Source organism: Tardiphaga robiniae (genome assembly GCF_013359755.1).
Classification (GTDB): domain Bacteria; phylum Pseudomonadota; class Alphaproteobacteria; order Rhizobiales; family Xanthobacteraceae; genus Tardiphaga; species Tardiphaga robiniae.
Window position 1 is genome coordinate 213,029 of sequence record NZ_JABMCJ010000085.1, and the last position, 21,771, is coordinate 234,799.

General features: G+C 62.3%; 18 protein-coding genes. 7 read left to right on the plus strand and 11 right to left on the minus strand.

Features of this window, described 5'->3' with window-relative positions; genetic code table 11:
• The first annotated feature begins 50 nt into the window (after window positions 1-50).
• From HP556_RS16585 to hemC, 4 genes are all read left to right on the plus strand, one after another.
• Entirely contained in the window at window positions 51-1,163 is a 1,113-nt protein-coding gene (locus HP556_RS16585; RefSeq protein ID WP_175367785.1) for an NADH:flavin oxidoreductase/NADH oxidase, read from the plus strand.
• Between the two features lie 220 nt (window positions 1,164-1,383).
• The gene (locus HP556_RS16590; protein WP_092145849.1) at window positions 1,384-1,569 is read left to right on the plus strand and encodes a DUF3311 domain-containing protein; all 186 of its coding nucleotides are present in this window, start codon (window positions 1,384-1,386) and stop codon (window positions 1,567-1,569) included.
• Window positions 1,559-3,046: a monocarboxylate uptake permease MctP gene (gene mctP, locus HP556_RS16595; RefSeq protein ID WP_175367786.1), complete on the plus strand. Its 1,488-nt coding sequence runs from the start codon at window positions 1,559-1,561 to the stop codon at window positions 3,044-3,046. The genes HP556_RS16590 and mctP overlap by 11 nt, the downstream gene beginning before the upstream one ends.
• 109 nt (window positions 3,047-3,155) lie before the next feature.
• The gene (hemC, locus tag HP556_RS16600; protein WP_175367787.1) at window positions 3,156-4,139 is read left to right on the plus strand and encodes a hydroxymethylbilane synthase; all 984 of its coding nucleotides are present in this window, start codon (window positions 3,156-3,158) and stop codon (window positions 4,137-4,139) included.
• 128 nt (window positions 4,140-4,267) lie between these two features.
• Here the strand turns inward: hemC and HP556_RS16605 are convergent, their stop codons facing one another.
• A complete protein-coding gene (locus HP556_RS16605; protein ID WP_175367788.1) occupies window positions 4,268-6,367 on the minus strand; it encodes a S9 family peptidase in 2,100 nt (699 codons plus the stop codon).
• An 83-nt stretch (window positions 6,368-6,450) separates the two neighbouring features.
• On the opposite strand from HP556_RS16605, the gene HP556_RS16610 reads away from it, so the two are divergent.
• Together HP556_RS16610 and HP556_RS16615 are read left to right on the plus strand one after the other, a co-directional pair.
• Window positions 6,451-7,056 carry a nuclear transport factor 2 family protein gene (locus tag HP556_RS16610; RefSeq protein ID WP_175367789.1) on the plus strand — a complete coding sequence of 202 codons (606 nt, stop codon included), beginning with the start codon at window positions 6,451-6,453 and terminating at the stop codon, window positions 7,054-7,056.
• 149 nt (window positions 7,057-7,205) lie between these two features.
• Window positions 7,206-8,744, plus strand: coding sequence for a class I adenylate-forming enzyme family protein (locus HP556_RS16615; RefSeq protein WP_175367790.1), 1,539 nt, complete (start codon window positions 7,206-7,208; stop codon window positions 8,742-8,744).
• A 214-nt stretch (window positions 8,745-8,958) separates the two neighbouring features.
• On the opposite strand, the gene HP556_RS16620 is transcribed toward HP556_RS16615, so the two are convergent.
• The 3 genes from HP556_RS16620 to HP556_RS16630 all read right to left on the minus strand — a co-directional run bounded on the left by HP556_RS16620 (window position 8,959) and on the right by HP556_RS16630 (window position 10,428).
• Complete coding sequence (locus tag HP556_RS16620; protein WP_089265841.1) at window positions 8,959-9,186, minus strand: SlyX family protein; 228 nt, start codon at window positions 9,184-9,186, stop codon at window positions 8,959-8,961.
• The gene (gene trhO, locus HP556_RS16625) at window positions 9,179-9,976 is read right to left on the minus strand and encodes an oxygen-dependent tRNA uridine(34) hydroxylase TrhO (protein ID WP_175367791.1); all 798 of its coding nucleotides are present in this window, start codon (window positions 9,974-9,976) and stop codon (window positions 9,179-9,181) included. Before trhO ends, HP556_RS16620 begins: the two co-directional genes overlap by 8 nt.
• Window positions 9,977-10,212: 236 nt before the next feature.
• Window positions 10,213-10,428, minus strand: coding sequence for a CsbD family protein (locus HP556_RS16630; protein ID WP_089265843.1), 216 nt, complete (start codon window positions 10,426-10,428; stop codon window positions 10,213-10,215).
• Window positions 10,429-10,593: 165 nt separating this feature from the next.
• Here HP556_RS16630 and HP556_RS16635 point away from each other — a divergent pair, with 165 nt between their 5' ends.
• Window positions 10,594-11,130 (plus strand): cupin domain-containing protein, encoded by a 537-nt coding sequence (locus HP556_RS16635; protein ID WP_089266238.1) that lies wholly within the window; start codon window positions 10,594-10,596, stop codon window positions 11,128-11,130.
• Between the two features lie 45 nt (window positions 11,131-11,175).
• On the opposite strand, the gene HP556_RS16640 is transcribed toward HP556_RS16635, so the two are convergent.
• From HP556_RS16640 to HP556_RS16670, 7 genes are all read right to left on the minus strand, one after another.
• On the minus strand, window positions 11,176-12,513 hold the full coding sequence (locus HP556_RS16640; protein ID WP_175367792.1) for an amidase: 1,338 nt from the start codon (window positions 12,511-12,513) through the stop codon (window positions 11,176-11,178).
• Window positions 12,514-12,584: 71 nt separating this feature from the next.
• The gene (locus HP556_RS16645; protein ID WP_120287165.1) at window positions 12,585-13,553 is read right to left on the minus strand and encodes an ABC transporter substrate-binding protein; all 969 of its coding nucleotides are present in this window, start codon (window positions 13,551-13,553) and stop codon (window positions 12,585-12,587) included.
• A gap of 31 nt (window positions 13,554-13,584) precedes the next feature.
• A complete protein-coding gene (locus HP556_RS16650) occupies window positions 13,585-14,442 on the minus strand; it encodes an ABC transporter permease (RefSeq protein ID WP_210269211.1) in 858 nt (285 codons plus the stop codon).
• The gene (locus tag HP556_RS16655) at window positions 14,439-15,221 is read right to left on the minus strand and encodes an ABC transporter ATP-binding protein (protein WP_175367793.1); all 783 of its coding nucleotides are present in this window, start codon (window positions 15,219-15,221) and stop codon (window positions 14,439-14,441) included. The genes HP556_RS16650 and HP556_RS16655 overlap by 4 nt, the downstream gene beginning before the upstream one ends.
• Before the next feature lie 197 nt (window positions 15,222-15,418).
• Window positions 15,419-17,110, minus strand: coding sequence for a thiamine pyrophosphate-dependent enzyme (locus HP556_RS16660; protein ID WP_175367794.1), 1,692 nt, complete (start codon window positions 17,108-17,110; stop codon window positions 15,419-15,421).
• A gap of 185 nt (window positions 17,111-17,295) precedes the next feature.
• Window positions 17,296-18,804: a flavin-containing monooxygenase gene (locus HP556_RS16665; RefSeq protein WP_175367795.1), complete on the minus strand. Its 1,509-nt coding sequence runs from the start codon at window positions 18,802-18,804 to the stop codon at window positions 17,296-17,298.
• 143 nt (window positions 18,805-18,947) lie between these two features.
• On the minus strand, window positions 18,948-21,638 hold the full coding sequence (locus tag HP556_RS16670) for a DUF2339 domain-containing protein (RefSeq protein WP_175367796.1): 2,691 nt from the start codon (window positions 21,636-21,638) through the stop codon (window positions 18,948-18,950).
• Window positions 21,639-21,771 lie beyond the last annotated feature (133 nt).

Sequence of the window (21,771 nt, forward strand, 5' to 3'; positions counted from 1 at the left end):
AGCTTGCGCGCCCGCGCATGGCAATTCGGTCCTCCCACCCTGGAACCTTCATGAGTGCCCTGTTCTCTCCCTTCAAGCTGCGCGACCTCACGCTGCCAAACCGCATCGTCATTGCGCCGATGTGCCAGTATTCTGCCGAAGATGGCCGGGCGACCGACTGGCACATGATCCATCTCGGCAATATGGCCCTGTCGGGCGCCGCAATGCTGGTGATCGAAGCGACCGCCGTGGAAGCCATCGGCCGCATCACACCCGGCGATCTCGGCCTCTATAATGACGCGACCGAAGCCGCGTTGAAGCCGGTGCTGGCGGCAATCCGCAAGCATTCGAACATTGCCGTTGGCATGCAGATCGCCCACGCAGGCCGTAAGGCGTCGAGCCACGCCCCATGGGATGGCGGCCAGCAGGTCCCGCTCGACAAAGGCGGCTGGGTCGCCCAGGCGCCCTCGGCCATTCCGCAGAAACCCGGCGAACTGGCGCCGCAGGCGATCGACGTTGCCGGCCTCAAGCGCATCCGCGATGCCTTCGTGGCCACGGCGAAGCGCGCCGAGCGGCTCGGCATCGATGCGCTCGAGATCCACGGTGCACATGGCTATCTGCTGCACGAGTTTCTTTCACCGATCTCCAACCAGCGCACGGACAATTATGGTGGTTCGCTGGAGAACCGGATCCGGTTTCCACTCGAAGTGTTCGACGCGGTACGCGCGGCTTTTCCCGCGCACAAGCCTGTGGGCGTCCGCGTATCGGCCTCGGACTGGGTCGAGGGCGGCTGGGATATCGAGCAGACCATCGTCTTCGCCAGTGAGCTGAAGAAGCGCGGCGTCGACTGGATGGATGTTTCGTCCGGCGGTGTCTCGCCGCAGCAGAAGATCGCGCTCGGGCCGGGTTATCAGGTGCCGTTCGCCGAAGCCGTGAAAGCGGCGACGGGACTGCCGACGATTGCGGTGGGGTTGATCACCGAAGTGCAACAGGCTGAAGACATCGTGGCCTCCGGCAAGGCCGATCTGGTCGCCATCGCACGTGGCATTCTCTACGACCCGCGCTGGCCGTGGCACGCGGCGGCGCAGCTCGGCGGTCAGGTACAGGCGCCGCCGCAATACTGGCGCTCGCAGCCATCGACGCAAAAGGCGCTGTTCGGCGATACGACGTTCGGCGGCCGCTGAGCCACTTCAAGGCACCTCGCTTTCAACACCCACACATTGTCCCGCAAGCCCGGCGCGATGTGTGGGTGTTTGTCGTTGCGGCGCGTCCACTCCGCGAATGGCAGCCCTGCGGCAGCATCGTGTTTACATGACAGAATGTCGCACCTACACAGCGCAAAATTCTGCGGCGTAAAATAATCGCGGCATCCGGCGCTGCCCGCCTATCGAGAGGAGCCCCGCCATGGCCCGCCATTTCTTATGGCTTTTGCTGATCCCCTTCGTCGGCCTGCTCTGGGTCCCGTTCTACAATTTTCATGATCCGGTGCTGTTCGGCTTTCCGTTCTTCTACTGGTACCAGCTCGCCTGGGTGCCGATGACCGCCTTTCTGACCTGGCTCGCTTACCGGACCTACCCCAATGAAGACTGAGCTCGATATTCCCGCCGTTGCGGTCTTTCTGTTCTTCTTCGCGCTCGTCACCGTGATGGGCTTCGTCGCCTCGAAGTGGCGCCGCCCGAAAACGCTGGCCAGTCTCGACGAATGGGGCCTTGGTGGCCGCCAGTTCGGCACCTGGATAACCTGGTTTCTGGTCAGCGGCGATTTCTATACCGCCTATACGGTGATTGCCGTGCCGGCACTGGTCTATTCGGTCGGTGCTTACGGCTTCTTCGCGCTGCCTTACACGATCCTGGTCTATCCCATCGTGTTCATGGTGATGCCGAGGCTGTGGCAGGTCGCCAAGGACAACGGCTATGTCACTGCCGCCGACGTTGTGCATGGCCGCTATGGTTCACGCATGCTGGAAGCAGCAGTCGCCATCACCGGTGTCGTCGCCACCATGCCCTATATCGCGCTGCAGCTGATCGGTATGGCCACGGCTGTGAAGGCGCTTGGCTTCGAAGGCGAATTGCCGCTGATCGCGGCCTTTGTCGTGCTCGCGCTCTACACCTACTCTTCGGGCCTGCGCGCGCCGGCATTGATCGCCTTCGTCAAGGACATCATGATCTATATCGCCGTCATCGCGGCAGTGTCAGTGATCCCCGGCAAGCTCGGCGGCTATGCCGCAGTGTTCGACGCCGCCGATCAGGCATTCAAGGCCAAGGGCTCCGGTAGCATCCTGCTGCAGCCCAGCCAGTACGTCGCCTATGCCACCCTGGCACTGGGTTCGGCGCTTGCAGCCTTCATGTATCCGCATACGCTGACCGGTATCTTCGCCAGCAAGAGCGCCACGACCATCCGCAAGAACGCCGTACTGTTGCCGGCCTATACACTGATGCTCGGCCTGCTGGCGCTGCTCGGCTATATGGGCCACGCCGCCAAGTTGAAGCTCGCCAGCAATAATGACGTGGTACCGGCGCTGTTCCAGACGCTGTTTCCGAGCTGGTTCGCAGGCTTCGCTTTTGCGGCGATTGCCATCGGCGCGCTGGTCCCGGCAGCGGTGATGAGCATTGGGGCTGCCAATCTCTTTACCCGCAATTTCTGGAAGGCCTATGTCAATCCGCAGGTCGATACGGCGGGCGAAGCCGCGGTGGCAAAGATCGCGTCGCTGGTGGTGAAGGTCGGTGCGCTGCTGGTGATCATCTATCTGCCGACGCAGTTCGCGCTCGACCTGCAGCTTCTCGGAGGCCTGTGGATCCTGCAGACGCTGCCGGCCTTGATCTTCGGCCTGTTCACCCGCTGGTTCACCGCACCGGCCTTGCTGGCCGGCTGGGTCGTCGGCCTGTTTGGCGGCACATATCTGGCGTGGACGGACGGCCTCAAGCCGCTGCACTTGCTGTCGATCGGCAGCTTCCAGGCGATGGTCTATGTCGGGCTGATTGCGCTCGTCGTTAATATCGCGGTCGCAATGCTGGTCAATCTCGTGGTGCCGAAGCCGGTGGTAACGGCCGAGGCGGCGAGCACCTAAAGGCCTCATTGTAAAGCCGCGCGCGCATTGTTTCCGGCGCGCGCTGGCTTTATTGTCCGCGCGAATGCCCGCCATCCCTGTGCGGGACCGCCGGATGGAGCTTGCCTGAGTGACTGAATCGATGCGCATCGGCACGCGCAAAAGCACCATGGCGCTGGCCCAGACCGAAGAGATTGCGCGCCGCCTTGCGGTGGTCGCGCCGGAACTGGCCGTCGAGATCGTGAAATTCGAGCCGGTCGGCGACCGCGACCAGACCAGCAATCTCCTGAAGCATGGCGGCAAGGGCGGGGCTTTCGTCGGGGAGATTCGCGCGGCCGTGCTCAAGGGCACGCTGCATGCGGCGATGCATTCGCTGAAGGACATGCCGGGCAACGAGGACACGCCAGGCCTCGTGATTGGTGCAACGCTGGTGCGCGATCCTCCGACCGATGCGCTGGTGCTGCGCGAAGGCGTCAGCCTCGACGATCTCAAGCGCACGCATGGCAAGGGCTTCAAGATCGGCACCAATGCCGTACGCCGTGCCGCCTATATCCGCCGGCTGTTTCCCGAGATCGAGGTGATCCACTTCCGCGGTGCTGCCGATACGCGCGTGCGCAAACTCGACAATGGCGAGATGCAGCGGCTGCCTGATGGTGGCGAGGTCGGTCCCGCCGACGCGCTGATCATGGCGCGTTCAGGCCTCGAGCGTGTTGGATTGGCGAGCCGCATCGCACGTGATTTCACGCCGCAGGAAATGTTGCCGGCCGTGGGACAGGGCATCGTCGCAGTCGAATGCGCGGCGCATGACTGGGCCTCGCGGCGTCATCTGTCGTTGATCGACGACCCTGCGGCACATCTGTCCTGCGATGCCGAGCGCGAGGTGCTTTGGGTGCTGAACGGCCACTGCAATTCGCCGATCGCGGGTTATTCGGTGATCTCGGGACACGAGATGTCGCTGACCGCATCGGTGCTGGATGAAGCCGGCGGGCGGTTCATTGAGGTAACGCGCATAGGGCCGGCGGATCGTCCGCGCGAACTGGGGCGGGCCGTCGGGCTGGAGCTGCTCGACAAGGGCGCCGGCGCGCTGATCGAGGCCAATCGGCCGGAGCACTAGGCCGTTTGATACGACACTTTGCCCTCTCCACGTCATGCCCGGGCTTGACCCGGGCATCCATGTTTTGATGTACGACAGTGAAGTTGGATGGCCGGGTCAGGCCCGGCCATGACGGAGCGTGTTGGCAACTACACCTCCGCCATCCCCACCGACCACAGTGCAAACGCATAGACGATCGCGATCTCATCCAGCCGGTTGAAACGCCCGGACGCGCCGCCATGGCCGGCGCCCATGTTGGTGCGTAACAGCACCGGGCCTCCACCCGTCATCGTCGCGCGCAGCCGTGCGATCCATTTCGCCGGCTCCCAATAGGTGACACGTGGATCGGTGAGGCCGCCCATTGCCAGGATTTTCGGATAGTTCCTCGCCGCGACCTGATCGTAAGGTGAGTAGGACAGGATCGTCTTGAAATCCGCTTCGCTCTCGATCGGGTTGCCCCATTCGGGCCATTCCGGCGGCGTCAGCGGCAGCGTGTCGTCGAGCATGGTGTTGAGCACATCGACGAATGGCACTTCGGCAACGATGCCGGAGAATAGCTCGCCGGAGCGATTGGCGACGGCGCCCATCAGCATGCCGCCGGCGCTGCCGCCATGGCCAACGATGCGCTTCTCCGAAGTGTATTTCGCGTCGATCAGCGCGCGCGCAGCCGCGGCGAAATCGTCGAACGAGTTCGTCTTCTTGTCGCGCTTGCCGTCGAGATACCAGCCCCAGCCCTTGTCGGCGCCGCCGCGGATATGCGCGATGGCATAGACGAAACCGCGATCGACCAGCGACAGCCGGTTGGCGGAGAACGACGCAGGCATCGCCATGCCGTAGGAACCATAGCCATAGAGCAGCAGCGAAGCCTTGCCGTCCCGTGCCAGGTCCTTGCGATGCAGGATCGACACCGGAACCTCGGCGCCGTCATGGGCCTTGGCCATGATGCGCGTGGTGACATAGTCAGCGGGGTTGTGGCCGGACGGGATCTCCTGACGCTTCCGCAAGGTGCGTTCGCGCGTCGCCATGTCGTAGTCATAGACTTCGGATGGCGTCGTCATCGACGAATAGGCAAACCTCAGCGTGGTCGTATCGAATTCGTAGCCCCCCATGGTGTCGAGCGAATAGGCAGCCTCGTCGAAAGCGATGGCGTGCTCTTCCTTGGTGGTGAGATCGCGGATCACGATCGAGGGCAGCGCGTTGGCACGCTCCAGGCGGACCAGATGATTGGCCGTGAGATCCATGTCGAGGATATAGATGCCCTCGCGATAGGGGACCAAGTCTTTCCAGTTCGCGCGCGCGGGCGCCGCCAGCGGTGCGGTGACGATCTTGAAATCGATGGCGCCATCGGCATTGGTCAGGATGAACAGCTCATCGCCGCGATCGGCCAGCGAATACTGCACACCGTCTTCACGCTTTGCGACGAGGCGCGGGGGTGCGTTTGGCGTGTTGAGATCGATCAGTTGCTGCTCGGAGGTCTCATGATCGCCGCCCGCGATGACGCAGAAGCGGCCGCTGGCGCTTTCATGGATGTGGGTGAACCAGCCGGAATCCTGCTCCTCGAAGATCAGCCTGTCGTCGGCCTGTTTGGTGCCGAGCTTGTGCAGCCAGATCTGCATCGGACGATGATTGTCGTCGAGCTTCACATAGAAGAAGGACTTGCAGTCGAGCGTCCACACCACGCCGCCATCGGTCTCCTCGACCACGTCGTCGAGATCGTTGCCGGTGGCCCAGTCACGCACGCGGATGGTGAAATATTCCGAGCCCTTGACGTCGGCACTCCAGGCTTCCAGCGCGTGGTCGGGCGAATGGCGGGCGCCGCCGAACTTGAAATATTTGTGGTCGGCGGCCAGCTTGTCGCCGTCGAGGATGATCGTTGCCTCGCCGCCGTCCCGTGGCATGCGGCCGAATAATTCATGCTGGCCGCCCTCGCGGAATTTCCGCAAATAAGCATAAGGGCCATCCGGCGACGGCACGCTGGAATCGTCCTCCTTGATGCGGCCACGCATTTCCGCGACCAGCCTTGCCTGCAGCGCCGCCGTGCCGCCGAGCAGGCTGTCGGTATAGGCGTTCTCGGCGTCGAGATAGGTGCGGATCTCCGGCTCCAGCACGCTGGGGTCGCGCAGTACCTCCTGCCATTTGGCATCCTTCAGCCAGGCGTAATCATCGCTGACGGTGATGCCATGCGTCGTGAAGGAATGCGGATGACGCGGCGCAACCGGCGCGGGCATGGAGGATGTCTGCTTTGTCATGAACGCTCTTTTCGCGGAAGCCTGATCGGATATGATTACGGAACACGCGCGCATCGGCGCCTGCCCCGCATATTGGATATTCCATGGATATAGAGATTATCGACCGCCTTGCCATCCGCGATCTCATTGAAAACTGGGTGGTCTGGCGCGACGCCGGCGACTGGGACCGCTTCCGCACCGTCTGGTTCGACGATGGCCGCATGGTGGCCACCTGGACCCAGGGCACGGCCGACGAGTTCATCGCCATGAGCAAGGCCGGCTGGGCCAAGGGCGTCTCGATCATGCATTTCCTCGGCGCGCAGTCGATCGATCTCGCAGGCACCCGCGCAATTTCGCAGACCAAGATGACCATCGCCCAGCGCGCGCTGGTGCACGGCGTCAATGTCGACGTGATGCTGACCGGGCGGTTCTACGACTTTCTCGAAAAGCGCGACGGCAAATGGGGCATGGTGCTGCGCCAGCCGATTTATGAAAAGGACCGCATGGATCCCGTCGTGCCCGGCGCGCCGCTGAAGCTCGATGCGGATTTGCTCGCGAGCTTCCCCGAGGGCTATCGCCATCTCGCTTATCTGCAGAGCCAAATCGGTTATCAGATCAAGCCTGATATGCCCGGCTTGCGCGGCGACGCGGTGGAGGCGCTTTATGCCAGCGGCAAGAAGTGGCTGAACGGCGAAAAGCTGGATCGGTAGCCGCCTTACCCTCAGCCGTCATTGCGAGGAGCCTCTTGGCGACGAAGCAATCCAGTCTTTCCTTGTCGCTTTCTGGATTGCTTTGTCGCTCCGCTCCTCGCAATGACGTGGATAGTTGATAAAGAACAAAAAAGACTGGGAGAAACAACATGCCCGACTTCATCACCCTCGATGCACTGGTCCGTGACACCGCCGCGTCCAAGCCGACCAAGATCGCCGTGATCGATGCCGATCGCCAGATCGATTACGCCGCCTTCGATGCGCTGATCGACCGTATCGCTGCGTCACTGCAGGCCAGTGGCCTCAAGCCGCGCGACGCGATCTCCATCTGTGCGCTGTCGTCGATCGAATATGCAGCGGTGTTTCTTGGTGCGTTGCGCGTCGGTGTGGCGGTCGCTCCGCTGGCGCCGTCATCGACACCCACGGATTTCGCCGCAATGGTGAAGGATGCAGCGGCAAAAATCCTGTTCATGGATGACGCGACGGCGGCCTCCTTTGCGGATGCTGCGATCGATCCGTCGGTCCAGCGCATTGCGCTTGACGGCGGCAAGGCCGGAAAGCCGTTCGCGCAATGGCTGGCGCCGGAAGGCGTGAAGCCCACGCCGGTGGCGATCGATCCGGAATGGGTCTTCAACATTATCTATTCTTCGGGCACGACTGGTACGCCGAAGGGCATCATCCACACTTGCTTGATGCGCTGGCGGCAATATGGTCAGCTCGATCCGCTCGGCTACGGGCCGGATGCGGTCACCGTGCTGTCGACGCCGCTCTATTCCAACACCACGTTGGTCTGTTTCAATCCGACACTCGCCGGTGGCGGCACCCTGGTGCTGATGAAGAAGTTTGATGCGCGCGGCTTCCTTGAACTCAGCGCCAGACATCGGGCGACCCATGCGATGCTGGTGCCGGTGCAGTATCGCCGCATCATGTCCGTGCCGGATTTCGACAGCTTCGATCTAAAGTCTTTCCTGATGAAATTCTCGACCTCGGCGCCATTCGGCGGCGCGCTGAAGGCCGACGTGTTGAAACGCTGGCCTGGCGGGCTGACCGAATATTACGGGATGACCGAAGGCGGCGGCACCTGCGTGCTGCTGGCGCATGAACATCCGACCAAGTTGCACACCGTCGGCCAGCCAGCGCCAGATCATGAGATCCGCCTGATTGACGAGGACGGCAATTTCGTTGCCCAAGGCGAAATTGGCGAAGTGGTCGGGCATTCGCCCGTCATCATGCAGGGCTATCTCAACCAGCCCGGCAAGACCGCCGAGACGTTCTGGCACGACGCTTCCGGAAAGCGCTATGTCCGCACCGGCGATGTCGGGCGCTTTGACGAAGACGGCTTTCTGCAGCTGATGGACCGCAAGAAGGACATGATCATTTCCGGCGGTTTCAACATCTATCCGAGCGATCTCGAAGCCGTGCTGACGAAACACGACGACGTGCTCGAAGCCGCTGTTGTGGCCATGCCGTCGGAAGAGTGGGGTGAGACACCGGTCGCCTTCGTGGTGATGAAGGCGGGTGCCTCGGTCGATGCGCCGGGACTGAAGGCTTGGACGAATGAGCGTGTCGGCAAGTTCCAGCGACTCAACGATGTCGTGCTGGTCGATGTGTTGCCGCGCAGCGCCATCGGCAAGGTGCTGAAGCGCGAGTTGCGAGACCGCAAGCTGGCGGCGGATTTGTCGGCGTAGCGCGCCGCTTTCCCTCCCTCAAGCGCGGCGTAGCCGCGCGCAGTGGGGAGGGGGTGCATCGAGAGCGAAGCGATCGATGTGACGGGTGGGGTGCAACAAGCGTAGCTCTGTATGTGGCGCGACCCCCACCCGACCGGCCTGGCGGCCGGCCACCCTCCCCACGCAAGAGCGGGGGAGGGACTCCGCGGCCACTGCACTTGACTACCAATAATCTTCAATAATGCGGTGGAGGTTCATTCCGCGGCGCACCGCTATTGCTTTCGGCCTCCTGCAGCCGCTCGCCGAGCGTGGCAACCTGCCGCGTCAGCATGTCGATCTGTTTCCACTGGGCGGTGATCGTCGTATTCAGCGTCTCGATCGTGTCGTCCTGATAGGCGACGCGAGTTTCGAGTGCGTCGATACGTTCGCGCAAGCCTGTCAGGTCTTTTGCGGTCTCACTCATCGGATGCGCTCTCCCGCAGCATCGCAAAATCTTCCGAATTGATCGGCAAGTCAGGCTTGACCGACTGGCTCTCGACAAGGCCATGACCGAGCGCGACGCGCTGGTCGAACACGAAACATTCTCCGCGCCAGCGGCTCTCGGCCTCGGGGATCTCCTCGAGATATTTCAGGATGCCGCCCTTGAGATGATAGACGTCGGCGAAACCGCGCGAGAGCAGATAAGAACTCGCCTTCTCGCAGCGGATGCCCCCGGTGCAGAACATCGCGATTTTCGTGTGCTTGGCGGGATCCAGCGTACGCGCCACGAAATCCTTGAACTGGCCGAAGCTTGCGATCTCCGGATCGACCGCCCCCTCGAACGTGCCCATCGCCACTTCGAACGCGTTGCGCGTATCGAGCACCAGCGTGTTCTCGTCGGCTATGAGATCGTTCCAGTCGGCGGCGTCCACATAGGTGCCAACCGTCTTGGTCGGATCCGTCTGGGGATCGCCGAGGGTGACGATCTCCTTTTTCAACCGCACCTTCATGTGCAGGAACGGCATCAGGCTGGCGCGGGAGAATTTCAACTCCAGATGGTTCAGTCGGCCGCTGAACATCACGCCGGTCTCAAGTTCGTGCACCAGCGCATCGATGGCCGCGTCTGTCCCGGCCACGGTGCCGTTGATGCCTTCCTCGGCGAGCAGGATCGAGCCTTTGATGCCGAGATTGACGCAATAGGCGCGCAGCGGCTCGCGCAATTGCCGGAAATCCGGCAGCGCGGCGAATTGATAGAGGGCGGCGACCTTGAACATGGCGGGGGTTTACCAGCCGGACCCGCGAGGGGGAAGTCCGGGAACTGGCCGAAATCGTTGCTATCAGGGCTTTGGGCCGGATGCTCCCCTGCGCTGGTATTGACCTATGTCATTCCGGCGGGTTGGCATAACGAGCTGACGGACAGCAAAAGAAGCCGGCCCCTTACGGGACCGGCTTCTTTTGCAGCGTCACCTGCGACCGACGGAGGAGTCAAAACTCCGCCGGTTGGAATTGGTTAAAGTTTGCGGTTCGCAAAATCCGACGCCTTGTCGGCGGCGTCCTTGGCAGCCTGCTTGGCATCGCCGACGGCCTTCTGCGCGTGGCCCTTGCCTTCCTGGATCAGGCCTTCGCCCTGCAGGCGGTCAGAGCCGGTCGCTTCACCGATGCCCTGCTTGGCCTTGCCGATGGCTTCGTTTGCGGTTCCCTTGATCTTGTCTGCGGTGGCACCCATGGGATACTCCTGTCATGTAGCAGACGCAGTTCCGAGACCATTCTCGATACGCGCTGCTTGAGCTTCGCAGAGACAATTGCCAGCTCAATTGAATGTTCCTCACTCTCGGGGGCGTGATGCCGCATGCGGTGGCAGCATTTCTTCGGAACCCAAGAAGGCATTGAAATGTCCGGTCACGGCCACGATCACACTCATCCGCACGATCACGCGCATGATCATTCTCACGACCATGATCCAGATCGCTGGAAGCACGACGGCATTCGCGTCATTCCCGCCGACAATCTCGATACCAACGTGCCATCGACCAAAGGCATGGACCGTGCGGCGGCTATCAATTTCGCGCGCGTCGGCGCGCAGAAACTTTGGGCCGGCACCGTGTCGATCCAGCCGGATGCCAAGACCGGTGCGCATCATCACGGCCATCTCGAAAGCGTCATCTATGTGGTAAAGGGTAAGGCTCGGATGCGCTGGGGCGATCGCCTGCAGTTTACCGCGGAGGCCGGTCCTGGCGATTTCATCTTCGTTCCGCCTTACGTGCCGCATCAGGAAATCAATGCGAGTGCCGACGAAGTGCTGGAATGCGTGCTGGTGCGCAGCGACGGCGAGGCGGTCGCTATCAATATCGATATCGAGCCGGTGGAGAAGCCGGAGACGGTGTTGTGGGTCGATCCTACGCATCCCGATGGGGCGGTGAAGAAGTAAACATCAAGCTGAGGCCCTCGCCCGAGATTGGACGAGGGCCCTTTGCTATTTGATCTCGGGCAATCCCGGCGAGAACGCCAGCGCACTCTCGATCCACTTCGCTACGCGCAGCGTGCGCAGATCGTTCAGATAGGGGCCGACCACCTGCAGGCCGAGTGGCAGATGGTTCTTGCCGAACCCGGCCGGCAGCGACAGCGCGGGCACGCCGATCAGGGTCCATGGCGCGCAATATTCGGCATCGCCGGTATAGCTCAGCCCTTCCGGTGCTTCGCCATAGGCCGGCAGCGTCAGCACCGCATCGTAATTCGTCATCTGCGCGGTGAAATCCGCTCGCAGCTTCATCTGCAACGCCTTGGCCTTGAGATAGGCTGCCGCGCTGATGGCGCTGCCGGTTTCCACCAGTTTCTTCAGGTGATCGCTGGTCTTGTCAGGGTAGCGTGCGACGAGATCGCCAAAGATCACCGCCCCTTCGGCGGCCAGAATGATGTTGATCGCGTCCCAGTTGCTGCGATCCAGTTCGGGCAGTTCAAGTTCCTCGATCGACGCGCCGGCGCTGCGCAGTCGCGCGACAGAGGCCTCGAACACCTGTTGCTGTTCGCTCTCGGCCTTGGCGAATTTGGCAAAGCGCACCACTGCGAGACGTGGTGACGGCAGCGGCGGTACACCGCGCTCGACGGAGATTTCGAAACCCGGCACCGGCGCGCCATGCGGATCGCTGTCGCTGGTGCCTGCGATCAGTGAAAGCGCATAGGCGACGTCATCGACCTTGCGCGCGAAGAAGCCGATGTGGTCGAGCGACTGGCTGAGGTGGTGCGCGCCGCTGCGGGGGATAGCGCCGAAGCTCGGCTTGAAGCCGACGACGCCATTGAAGGCGGCGGGGCGGACGATGGAGCCCAGCGTCTGCGTGCCCAGCGCCAGGGGCACGATGCCGGCAGCGACGGAGGCTGCCGAGCCGGAGGACGAGCCACCCGGTGTGTGCTTGCTGTTCCATGGATTGGTGGTCGGGCCGGGATGGCGCCAGGCGAATTCGGTGGAGACGGTCTTTCCGAAGATGGTGGCGCCGAGATTGCGCAGACGTTCGACGACCCATGCATCGGCCGACGGCACGTGATCGGCATAGACGGCCGAGCCATTGGTGGTCGGCATGTCGGTGGTGGCGATGATATCCTTGACGGCGACGGGAATGCCGGAGAGCGGCCCTGGCTTGCGCACAGTGTCGGTGGGGAGGACCTCAAAGGCCTTCAGTATGGGCTCGGCAGCCTTGGCCTGTGCGAGCCGCTCCGATGCGTAGTGATCTGCCGCAGATGTGTTGCCCTTGAACAGCCGCAGCAGGTCCAGAACCCCCGCGCCAGATGTTGCAGTGCGCGCGGTTGCATTCGTCATGTCGTGTCGTCCTGAACGTTTCTTCTGGGATCGAGAGAGGCGCGCAACCGCGAGGCTGCGCGCCTTCGATATTACTTCATCGCCAGTGCGGGCTCGATATATTTCTTCACGACAAACTTGTCATAGTCGGGCTGGGCCGCGAGATTGCCGAGCGCGATCTGGGTGTCCATGGAGATCTTCAGCGAGGGTGCAGAAATATCGACGCTGTCCGGATAGACGCCGTCGGCCAGCATACGCTTGACGGCGGATTCAATCACGGCCGGATCCAGCGTTGGAAATTCCTTCTGCGCAATGGCCACGGTCTTGGCAGGATCTTTCTTCATGAAGCGCATCGCCATTTCCATACCGTTGGTGACGCGCTGCGCCAGATCCGGATTGACGTCGTTGCGTGCGGTCACCGACGAAAATGCATAGGCGCCGTAGCTCTTCGGGAAGCCGTAGACCACCTTCATTCCCTTGGCGACAACCTGATCGAGGCCGGGTTCATACATCACGGCGACGTCAGCCTGCTTGGCGAGGAACGGACCCGGTTCGCTGCCGATCGCGACGGGGATCATCTCCACATCGGTCTTGCCGTCCATGCCGTTCTCTTTCAGTAGCTTCAGGAACAGCGAGGTGCTGGTGGTCGGCATGGTGCCAACGACCACCTTCTGGCCCTTCAGGCTCTTGACGTCAGTGAATTTGAAATCCGGCGCGGTGGCGATCCACACCGCGGCGCCGTTAACGACGTTGGCGATGATGCCGACCGGCGCGCCCTTGGAGGCCGCAATGGCTGTCCATTCCGGCCCGTGGATCGAGAACTGCGCGCTGCCGGAGATCACTGCCGAGAGTGCGACCGTGGGCGAGCCTGCGGTTTCCTTGGTGAGGTCGAGGCCCTGCGCGGTGAAGAAGCCTTCATTGATGGCGACATAGAGCGGCAAATACAGCATCGACTGGAAGGCCTGCGACAACACCACCTTCTTGTTCTGCGCCATCGCTGGCGTGGCGAGCAAGACTCCAGCCAGCGCGACCGCGCCGGTGATACGCTTCAACAATGACATAGAACGTCTCCGTTATGGTGGAAAGGGGGGATTAAACCTGGACCTGATGCGAGGTGGTCGCCTGCTTCCACGGCAGCGAAGTGCGCTCGATGATGTCGATGACGTAATAGAGCACGAAGCCGAGGATCATCAGCGTGAATAGCCCAACCCAGACCGAATTTAGGTCATACAGGCTGGAGGCGAGGAAGATCATGTGGCCGAGGCCGCGCTGCGACGAGATGAATTCGCCGACAACGGCGCCAACCAGGCCGAAACCGATATTGATGCGGAAGGTGGCGATGATCGACGGCAGTGTGGATGGCACCACAGCCTTCCAGAACACCTGATGCTTGTCGGCACCCATGGAGATCATCAGCGACTGCAGATCGACGTCGGCATCCTTAGCCGCCTGATAAGCGGCGATCAGCGCTACCAATGCAGTGAGTGAAACGGCGAGTGCGACCTTCGATATCAGGCCGGTGCCGAACCACAGCACCACGATGGGCGCGAGCGCGATCTTCGGCACGGAATTGATGGCAACGATGAAGGGCTCGACCAGCTTCGCGACGAACACCGAATACCACAGCGCCAGACCGAACAGCGATCCGAAGATGGTGCCGATGATGAAGCCCAAAATGGCCTCGAACAGCGTGTACCAGGAATCCGACAGCAGTTCGCCGCTCAGGATCAGTTTGTAGAACGTGGCGAAGATGCCAGATGGCGAGCCCATCAAAAATGCCGAGATATAGCCGGCATGCACGCCGGCCTCCCATAGCGCGAAGAACACTGCGACGGCGAGCAATTGCAGCACGGCGCGGCCGAGCGTGGTGTCGAAGGTCGATCGCTTCTTGCGGGAATTGCGCGGTGCGGTCTTCTTGCGCGCGGATGTGCCGGACATCACGAGGCTCATGACGTTGTCTCCGTCTGGATATCGAGTTCGGCGCAAAGCGTCTTGAAATAGGTCGAGAATTTCACGTCGTTGCGCGCGGTGATGGGTGAGGTTGCCTCGATGTCGATCTCATGCACGACCTTCACCCGTGCCGGGCGGCCGGAGAGCACCACGACGCGCTTCGACAGTGCGACAGCCTCGTCGATGTCGTGAGTCACAAGGATGACAGTCTTGTTGTAGGTCTGTACGGCATCCTTCAACACGCCTTCGAGATACAGCCTCGTCTGATAATCCAACGCCGAGAACGGCTCGTCGAGCAGCAGGATGTCGGGATCCATGATCAGCGTGCGGATCAGCGCCACGCGCTGGCGCATGCCACCGGACAGGGTCTTGGGATAGGCGTTCTCGAAGCCGGCGAGGCCGAACTGCTTGAGATACTCGCGCGCTTTCTCCTCGGCCTCCTTCTGGTCGACGCCGCGGGTCTCCAGCCCGAGCAGCACATTGCCCATCACTGTGCGCCACGGAAACAGCAGGTCTTTCTGCATCATGTAGCCGACGCGGCCGCGCAGGCTTTCGATTTCCTTGCCGCGATAGGTGATAGTGCCGCCATCGGGCTCCAGCAGGCCGGCGATGATGTTGAAGATGGTCGTCTTGCCGCAGCCGCTGGGACCAATAATGCTGACGAAATCGCGTTCGTTGATGGTGAAAGAGAGATCGTCGAGCACATTGACGTCGCCGCCCTTGCCGGCAAACGACTTGCTGATGTTCTGGACGGTGAGTTGAACTTGTTTCGGTGGCATGATGCGGTTTCCTGGGTACCGCACATACGCAAGCTGCGTGCCATCTTGGACGCAAAAAAGCCTCAAGCAATCGCGCAGGTTTTCTGCGGATAGCTTGAGGCTTGAAGTGTTTTGCCCCGGCTTTGGGCAGGCTGGAATTATTCTCGGCGATAAATTGAGCAGGCGTGGCGAAGTGTATTTTTGGCGAACACTTTGCGTTAGCCCGTTACGGCCATCACTGCTTCCCTGATCTTCGCCAGCGCGTAGTTGCCGACCATGGCGACGTCCACATGCGGCAGGTTCGGGAGCTCGTCGGGCGCCACTACGCAATCGACGATGGCGGGCCCGTCACAGGCCAGCACGTCGGCGATGGCCTTCTTCAGATCACCAGGCTGCTTGGCCGTAAAGCCCTGCGCGCCGCAGGCACGCGCCAGTGCGGCGAAATCGGGATTGGGGAATTCGATGGCTTCGCGGAAGGGCGCCAGGCCGATGCTTTCGGCTTCCAGCGTGATCAGGCCGAGGGCGGAATTGTTATAGACGATGACCTTGATAGGCAGCTTGTGCTGCACAGCTGTCATGAATTCGCCCATCAGCATGTTGAAGCCGCCGTCGCCGGTGAGCACGATCACCTGCTTGCTGCGATCGAGGATCTGCACGCCGTTGCCCTGGCCGACGGACGTGCCGACCGCGGCATTGTTGAACGAGCCGATGATGCGCTGGGTGCCGTTCTGGCGGATCCAGTTCGCCGACCACAGGGTGTTCAATCCGGTGTCGAACACGAAGATTGCATCGGGCCGTGCCAGATCGCTGGCGATGCGCGCGACGGCCTGCGGGTGGATCCTGTTCTTGCTGCGCGCAGGATCGGCCTGCTTGTCGAGCATCTCATCCCACTTCTTGCGGGCGTGACTGGTCGTCTCGAAGAACTGGCCGTCGGTCTTGGTCTGCACCCTGTCCAGCAGCATCTTCAACGCGGGGCGTGCCGAGCCGATGACGCCGAGGCTCGTCGGCGTGCGCCTGCCGAGTGCTTCGGCGCGCACATCGATCTGGATGACATTGCCCTTGCGCGGCAGGAAGTTGGAATAGGGATAGTCGGTGCCCACCATGACGAGCAGGTCGCAATCATGCACGGCATTGTAGACGGCCTTGGTGCCGATCATGCCGAGCCCGCCCATCCATCTGATGTCATCGAACGCCATGATCTCCTTGCCGCGCACCGAATGCACCAGTGGCGCCTTCAGCTTATCGCTGAGCGCACGCAGGAGTTCGGCGCTGCCGATGGCGCCATGGCCGCACATGATGACAACGCTGCTGGCTTCGTCGATGCGGCGGGCGGCTTCCTGTATGGCGGCATCATTCGGGAGGATCTCGCCGCGTGGCACCAGCGTGGCAAGGCTCGCTGTCGCCCCTTCGGCTTTCGACGACAGCACGTCGACAGGCAGCGTCAGATGCGCGACGCCAGGCCCTGCATAGGCGGTGGAGATGGCCTGATGGATCACGCCGGGCGCCTGCGCGGCGGTGGTGATGGTCTGGGTGTAGAGTGCGACGTCGCGAAACAGCAGGTCCGGCTCGGTGGTCTGGAAGAAGTCGACGCCTTTGGCTGCCCGCGCCATTTCGCCCGAGAGTGCCAGCACCGGGGCGTGATCGCGCGCCGCTTCATAGAGACCGGCGACGAGATGCGTGCTGCCGGGCCCGGTGGAGCCGGCGCAAACGCCGAGCTTGCCGGTGAGCTTGGCCTGGCCTGCGGCGGCCAGCGCCGCGCCTTCCTCATGCCGTACCCCGACCCACTCGATCTTGCTGCGCCGGACCGAGTCCGCCAGCGGATTAAGCGAGTCGGCGATCAAGCCGAAAATCTGCTGTACGCCAATCGTCTCAAGCACATGGACAATCTCATCCGCGACAGTTTTCGACATGGGAGCTCCGATTTCTAGAATTGGCTCTCCGCCGGGAGGCGGGCTGATGCAGCTATGCGGTCGGTCCAATTGTGATTGGAACCGAATGGTCGCACTGCAGCAATAGCTGAACCGCGAAACGGTTTCATGATGGTCAATTAAGTTTGCGCAATGCTTGGAGAAATGCGCGATGTGTTGAACGTTTGTTACGTGTATCGGAAGATCGGGTCGCCATAGTCGATGGCCGGAAATACGTTCTTGTCGCTCCAGTAGTCCTGGTTGTGCTGCCACTCCTGCTTGTCGCCGCGCTTCGGCAACAGGTGCATGCCGCGCATGATGTAGCCCGGGTTGAAATCCTCGGGGTCAATCCATGGCAGCAGCGGCATGTCGCTGTCCTCCGGCCGCAGCATCGGCGTCACCATGGTCGTGCCGGTCTCTTCCATGTGCTTCAGCAGCCCGCAGACGAAGTCGGCGACGAGATCGACACGCAATGTCCAGCTGGCACGGAGATAGCCGAAGATCCACACCATGTTCGGCACGCCGGTGAACATCATGCCGCGATAGGTCACAGTGTCGGAGAAATTCAGCGGTGCGTCATCGATGGAGAAGGCGATATCGCCGAGCATGTTGAGATTGAAGCCGGTGGCGGTGACGACGACGTCGGCGTCGATCGTCTTGCCTGATTTCAGCGTGATGCCGTGTTCGGTGAAGGTCTCGATCTCATCGGTGACGACGGTCGCCTTGCCGGCCTTGATGCTCTGGAACAGATCACCATCCGGAATGAAGGCGATACGCTGCCGCCATGGTCGGTAGCGCGGCGTGAAATGTGTGGCGATGTCATAGTCCTTGCCGAGATAGGCCTGCACGCCCTTCAGCAGTTCCTCTTTCACCACCTCCGGCTCGCTGTTCGTCCGCTTGGTGAAGGCCTGCTGATCGAACAGGATCTTGCGGCGGACGATCTCGTGGACCCATTCCTCGTCGACATCCAGCTCGCGCAGCGTCTCTGCCAGCGCGTTGGCATTGCGGCCGGTGATGAAGAAGGTCGGCGAGCGCTGCAGCATGGTGACTTCGGCACATTTATCGGCAATGGCCGGCACCAGCGTCGCGGCAGTCGCGCCGGAGCCGATCACGACAACCTTCTTGCCGGTGACGTCGAGATCTTCCGGCCAGGTCTGCGGATGCACCAGGCGGCCCTTCAACCGGCCCATGCCCGGCCATTGCGGCGTGTAGCCCTGATTGTGGTTGTAATAGCCCTGACACATCCAGAGAAAACGCGTGGTGAAGTTCAGCGTCTCGCCGGTGTCGTGACGGATGACGGTGAGCGTCCAGAGCCTGTCGGCATTCGACCAGTTGGCAGACAATATCTTGTGGCGATAGCGGATATGCGTGTCGAGGCCGTTCTCGGCGATCACATCGCCCATATAGCGCAGGATTTCCGCGGCGGTGGCGATCGGCGCCGAAGTCCAGGGTTTGAAGCGATAGCCGAACGTGTGCAGGTCGCTGTCGGAGCGAATGCCGGGATAGCGATGGGTATGCCATGTCCCGCCAAAGCTCTCCTGCGTTTCCAGAATCAGAAAACGCGTATCCGGATTCTGCTTGGTGAGATGATAGGCGGCGCCGATGCCGGAGATCCCAGCACCGACGACGATGACATCGACATGTTCGGCTGCGTTTTCGACGGACGAATCTGTGGCGATTTTTCCCTGGGCGTTCATGGGCTCCCGATCTTTTTTTGCTCTCGCGCTTGGTGCGCAGATGCTGTTATGCGGCGATCCCCGGTTTAAGGCCGGAGATCGCCGCGATCGGTATCATTGACGATCGCAGGGAATGCGCAAGCGGGAATTGCGCTGGAGAGGCGTCAGCTTTCTGCTGCAGGGGCCGCCGCGGGTGACTGTGCGCGTCTCGAGAACAGGATGCGCTGATACAGCCAGCCAATAGCCACCAGCACGAGGCCGAGGCACATGAAGGACAGTGCGCGGTAGACGCCCGTCAGCGACGACATATCGACCAGGAACGCCTTGAGGATCGTCAATGCGATGACCACGGCGGAGGCGAGCCGCGCGCGCTGCGAGTTGAACAGGATGCCGATGCCGAGCAGCACGACGCCAAAGCCCAGCCACGCGATCGACAGCGTATATTGCTCGGCATCGGTGATCGAGGCGTTGTAGAAAATCGGACCGTGATAGATGCGGCGGATTTCTAGTGTCACATACATCAGGGCTAGCACAAGCGCACCACCGGCGATGGTGTTGCCATAAGCCGGCTTGCGACGGCCGGCGACGGCGTAGGACAGCAGCAGAGCGAGCACCGCGGGCAGGGCATAGCCGAGCAGCAGCAGGTTGAAGATCACGCCGCCGACATCGATGCGCCAGATGCCGGGATTGGTGAGGAACAGTAACCCGCCGAGACTTGCGACGCCGGCGAACAGCGTCAGCAATCCGGCACTGACGCTGTGCACGATGCTGCGGCTCCGTTCCCACAGGCGTTCCAACCCGATTGCCATGGCCAGCGCGACGCAGACCTGCAGCGCGACTTCGGTGAGGCTCGAGGAGGACCGATAGACATCGCCGCCGTTTACGAAGTGGCGGATCTCCATGAAGGCCAGCAGCACCGTGAACAGGATGGCAGCGGATTCCACCATGCGCAGCGGCGCATCGTCGCCGCGCCGGCGCATCAGGATGCTGGCGGCCCAGAACGATGCGGCGGGCACGCCGTAGCCCCACAGCAGCCAGTTGAAGATCGGCGTGGTGCCGACGAGATCGCCGACAACGCGGGGTTCCCAGCCCATCCGGGCGACGACAATGCCGGCGAGGATGGCTGCGAGCCAGCGCAGGAACGGGATCGGCCGTTGCATGGAGATCCAGGCGGTGCCCAGCGCCATCAGCGACAGCGCGATGGTGAGCCAGCCTTTCTCCAGTGCAAAGGTCAGCCCCAGCGCCAGCGCGCCGAGCGTCCCGGTGGCGAACAGCGCGGTGGAGATCGTGAGACCCGGACGTGGCTCGCGCTTGCCGAGCAGTTCGGTGGCGGCCGCGAAGGCTGCGCCGATGATGATGGCGAGAATGGCGAAGGGGATCGAGCGATCGAGATGCGCGATGCGGGCATAGAGCGCGATCAGCAGCGCCAGCGGCGTGAATACCGCGGCGCCCGACCAGATCACCGGAATAACGGCGCTAACGGATCGGCCCTGTGCGAGGAAGCCGAGCACGCCGAAGCCGAGAGCGAAAACCGCCGCGGAGGCGAGATGCAACGACACCGAGCTTTCCACCGGGCTGGCGCCGATGCCCGCCAGTGGCCCGCCGGGCAGCACCAGCATGTCCAAATTGCCCTGGATGGCCCACTCCAGGAAGACCACGGCGACGAAGCCTGCGGCTATGGCAACCGCCGCGGTGGCCGCTTGTGCGTACCATGCGACGAACAGCGTGCCAGCGACGATCAGCGCGAAGGTCACCATGGCGATGTCGGCATGGAAGCTGGAGAGCACCACCAGCGTCGCGCTGAGCAGGCTTGCACTGAGCGCGCCCGACGAGATGCCTTCGATGCGGCCTTCTTCGGCCGGCGGACCATACAGGAAGCCGCAGACGACCAGCAGTGAGGCCAAGATGAAGCCGGCCAGGACATGGAACGCATGGGGCGCGAGTGCCGGTGTGCCGGCGTCGAGGCCCGGCAGGGTCCACAGCGTCGCGAAGACGATGGTGGTCAGCGCCAACCAGCGCCACAGCCGGATACGCGCGAGGCTGAAGGCAGCCGCCATGACGATGGCGAGATAGATATACAGCGCCCAGTAGTCCGGCTTGCCGGACGACACCAAAACCGGCGTGACGAAGGCTGCGGCAATGCCGAGGCCCGCGAGCGCCGGGCCGTGCAGCAATGCCGCGGCCATGGTGCACATGGCGACGATGCCGAGCAGGGCGAAGGCTGTGCCGGGGACGAGGAAGTTATACAGCGCATAGGCCGCATAGACTGTCGCAAAGGCGACGGCGGTGCCGGCCGCTGTGAGGATCGCCGGAATATTGGCGATGGGCAGCGGTGCGATTGCCGAGAGGCTTTCCTTGCGGCGGGCGAATTCGCCGACGGCGAGCAATGCCAGGGCGAACAGGCCGCCGAGCAGCACGCGCACTTCGGGGCCGAGCAGGCCGGCCTCGATGGAATAGCGCACCATGAAGAAGCCGCCGAGTGCCAGCGTGAGGCCGCCGACCCAGACCACCCAGCGCGTGCCGATGCGTTCCTCGAAGCCGGGGCCAGCCGTAGGGGCTTCCACAGGCGCGGCGGGTTCGGGCGCAGTGTGAGCAGGGACATCCGGCTGGATCGGGGGGGCGGCCTCGCGGATTGCCTCGGTCGATGTCTCTGAGAGCGCAGGCGCGGATGCAATGTCCGGTGCGGTCGCTGTGAGGTCCGGTGTTGCTGCGGCAGTCGTGGTCGCCACACGCGGTGTCGCCTCATAGGCGTCGAGTCGGGCGCGCAGCACCTTCACCTCATTGCGCGCCTTACGCGCGAAGATGAAGGCAACGATAGCAATCACCAGCGTGACGAAACCGAAATCATCGAACATCGACTATCAAACCTTCAGAGAGCAGGACGCGCGCCAATCATGCCCCGGAACGACGTCCGGGGACATGGCAACTCTATGTGTTGTCGTGGAGAACTTTAGTTCACGCGATCCGTGTATTTGGCGTGCAATTGCT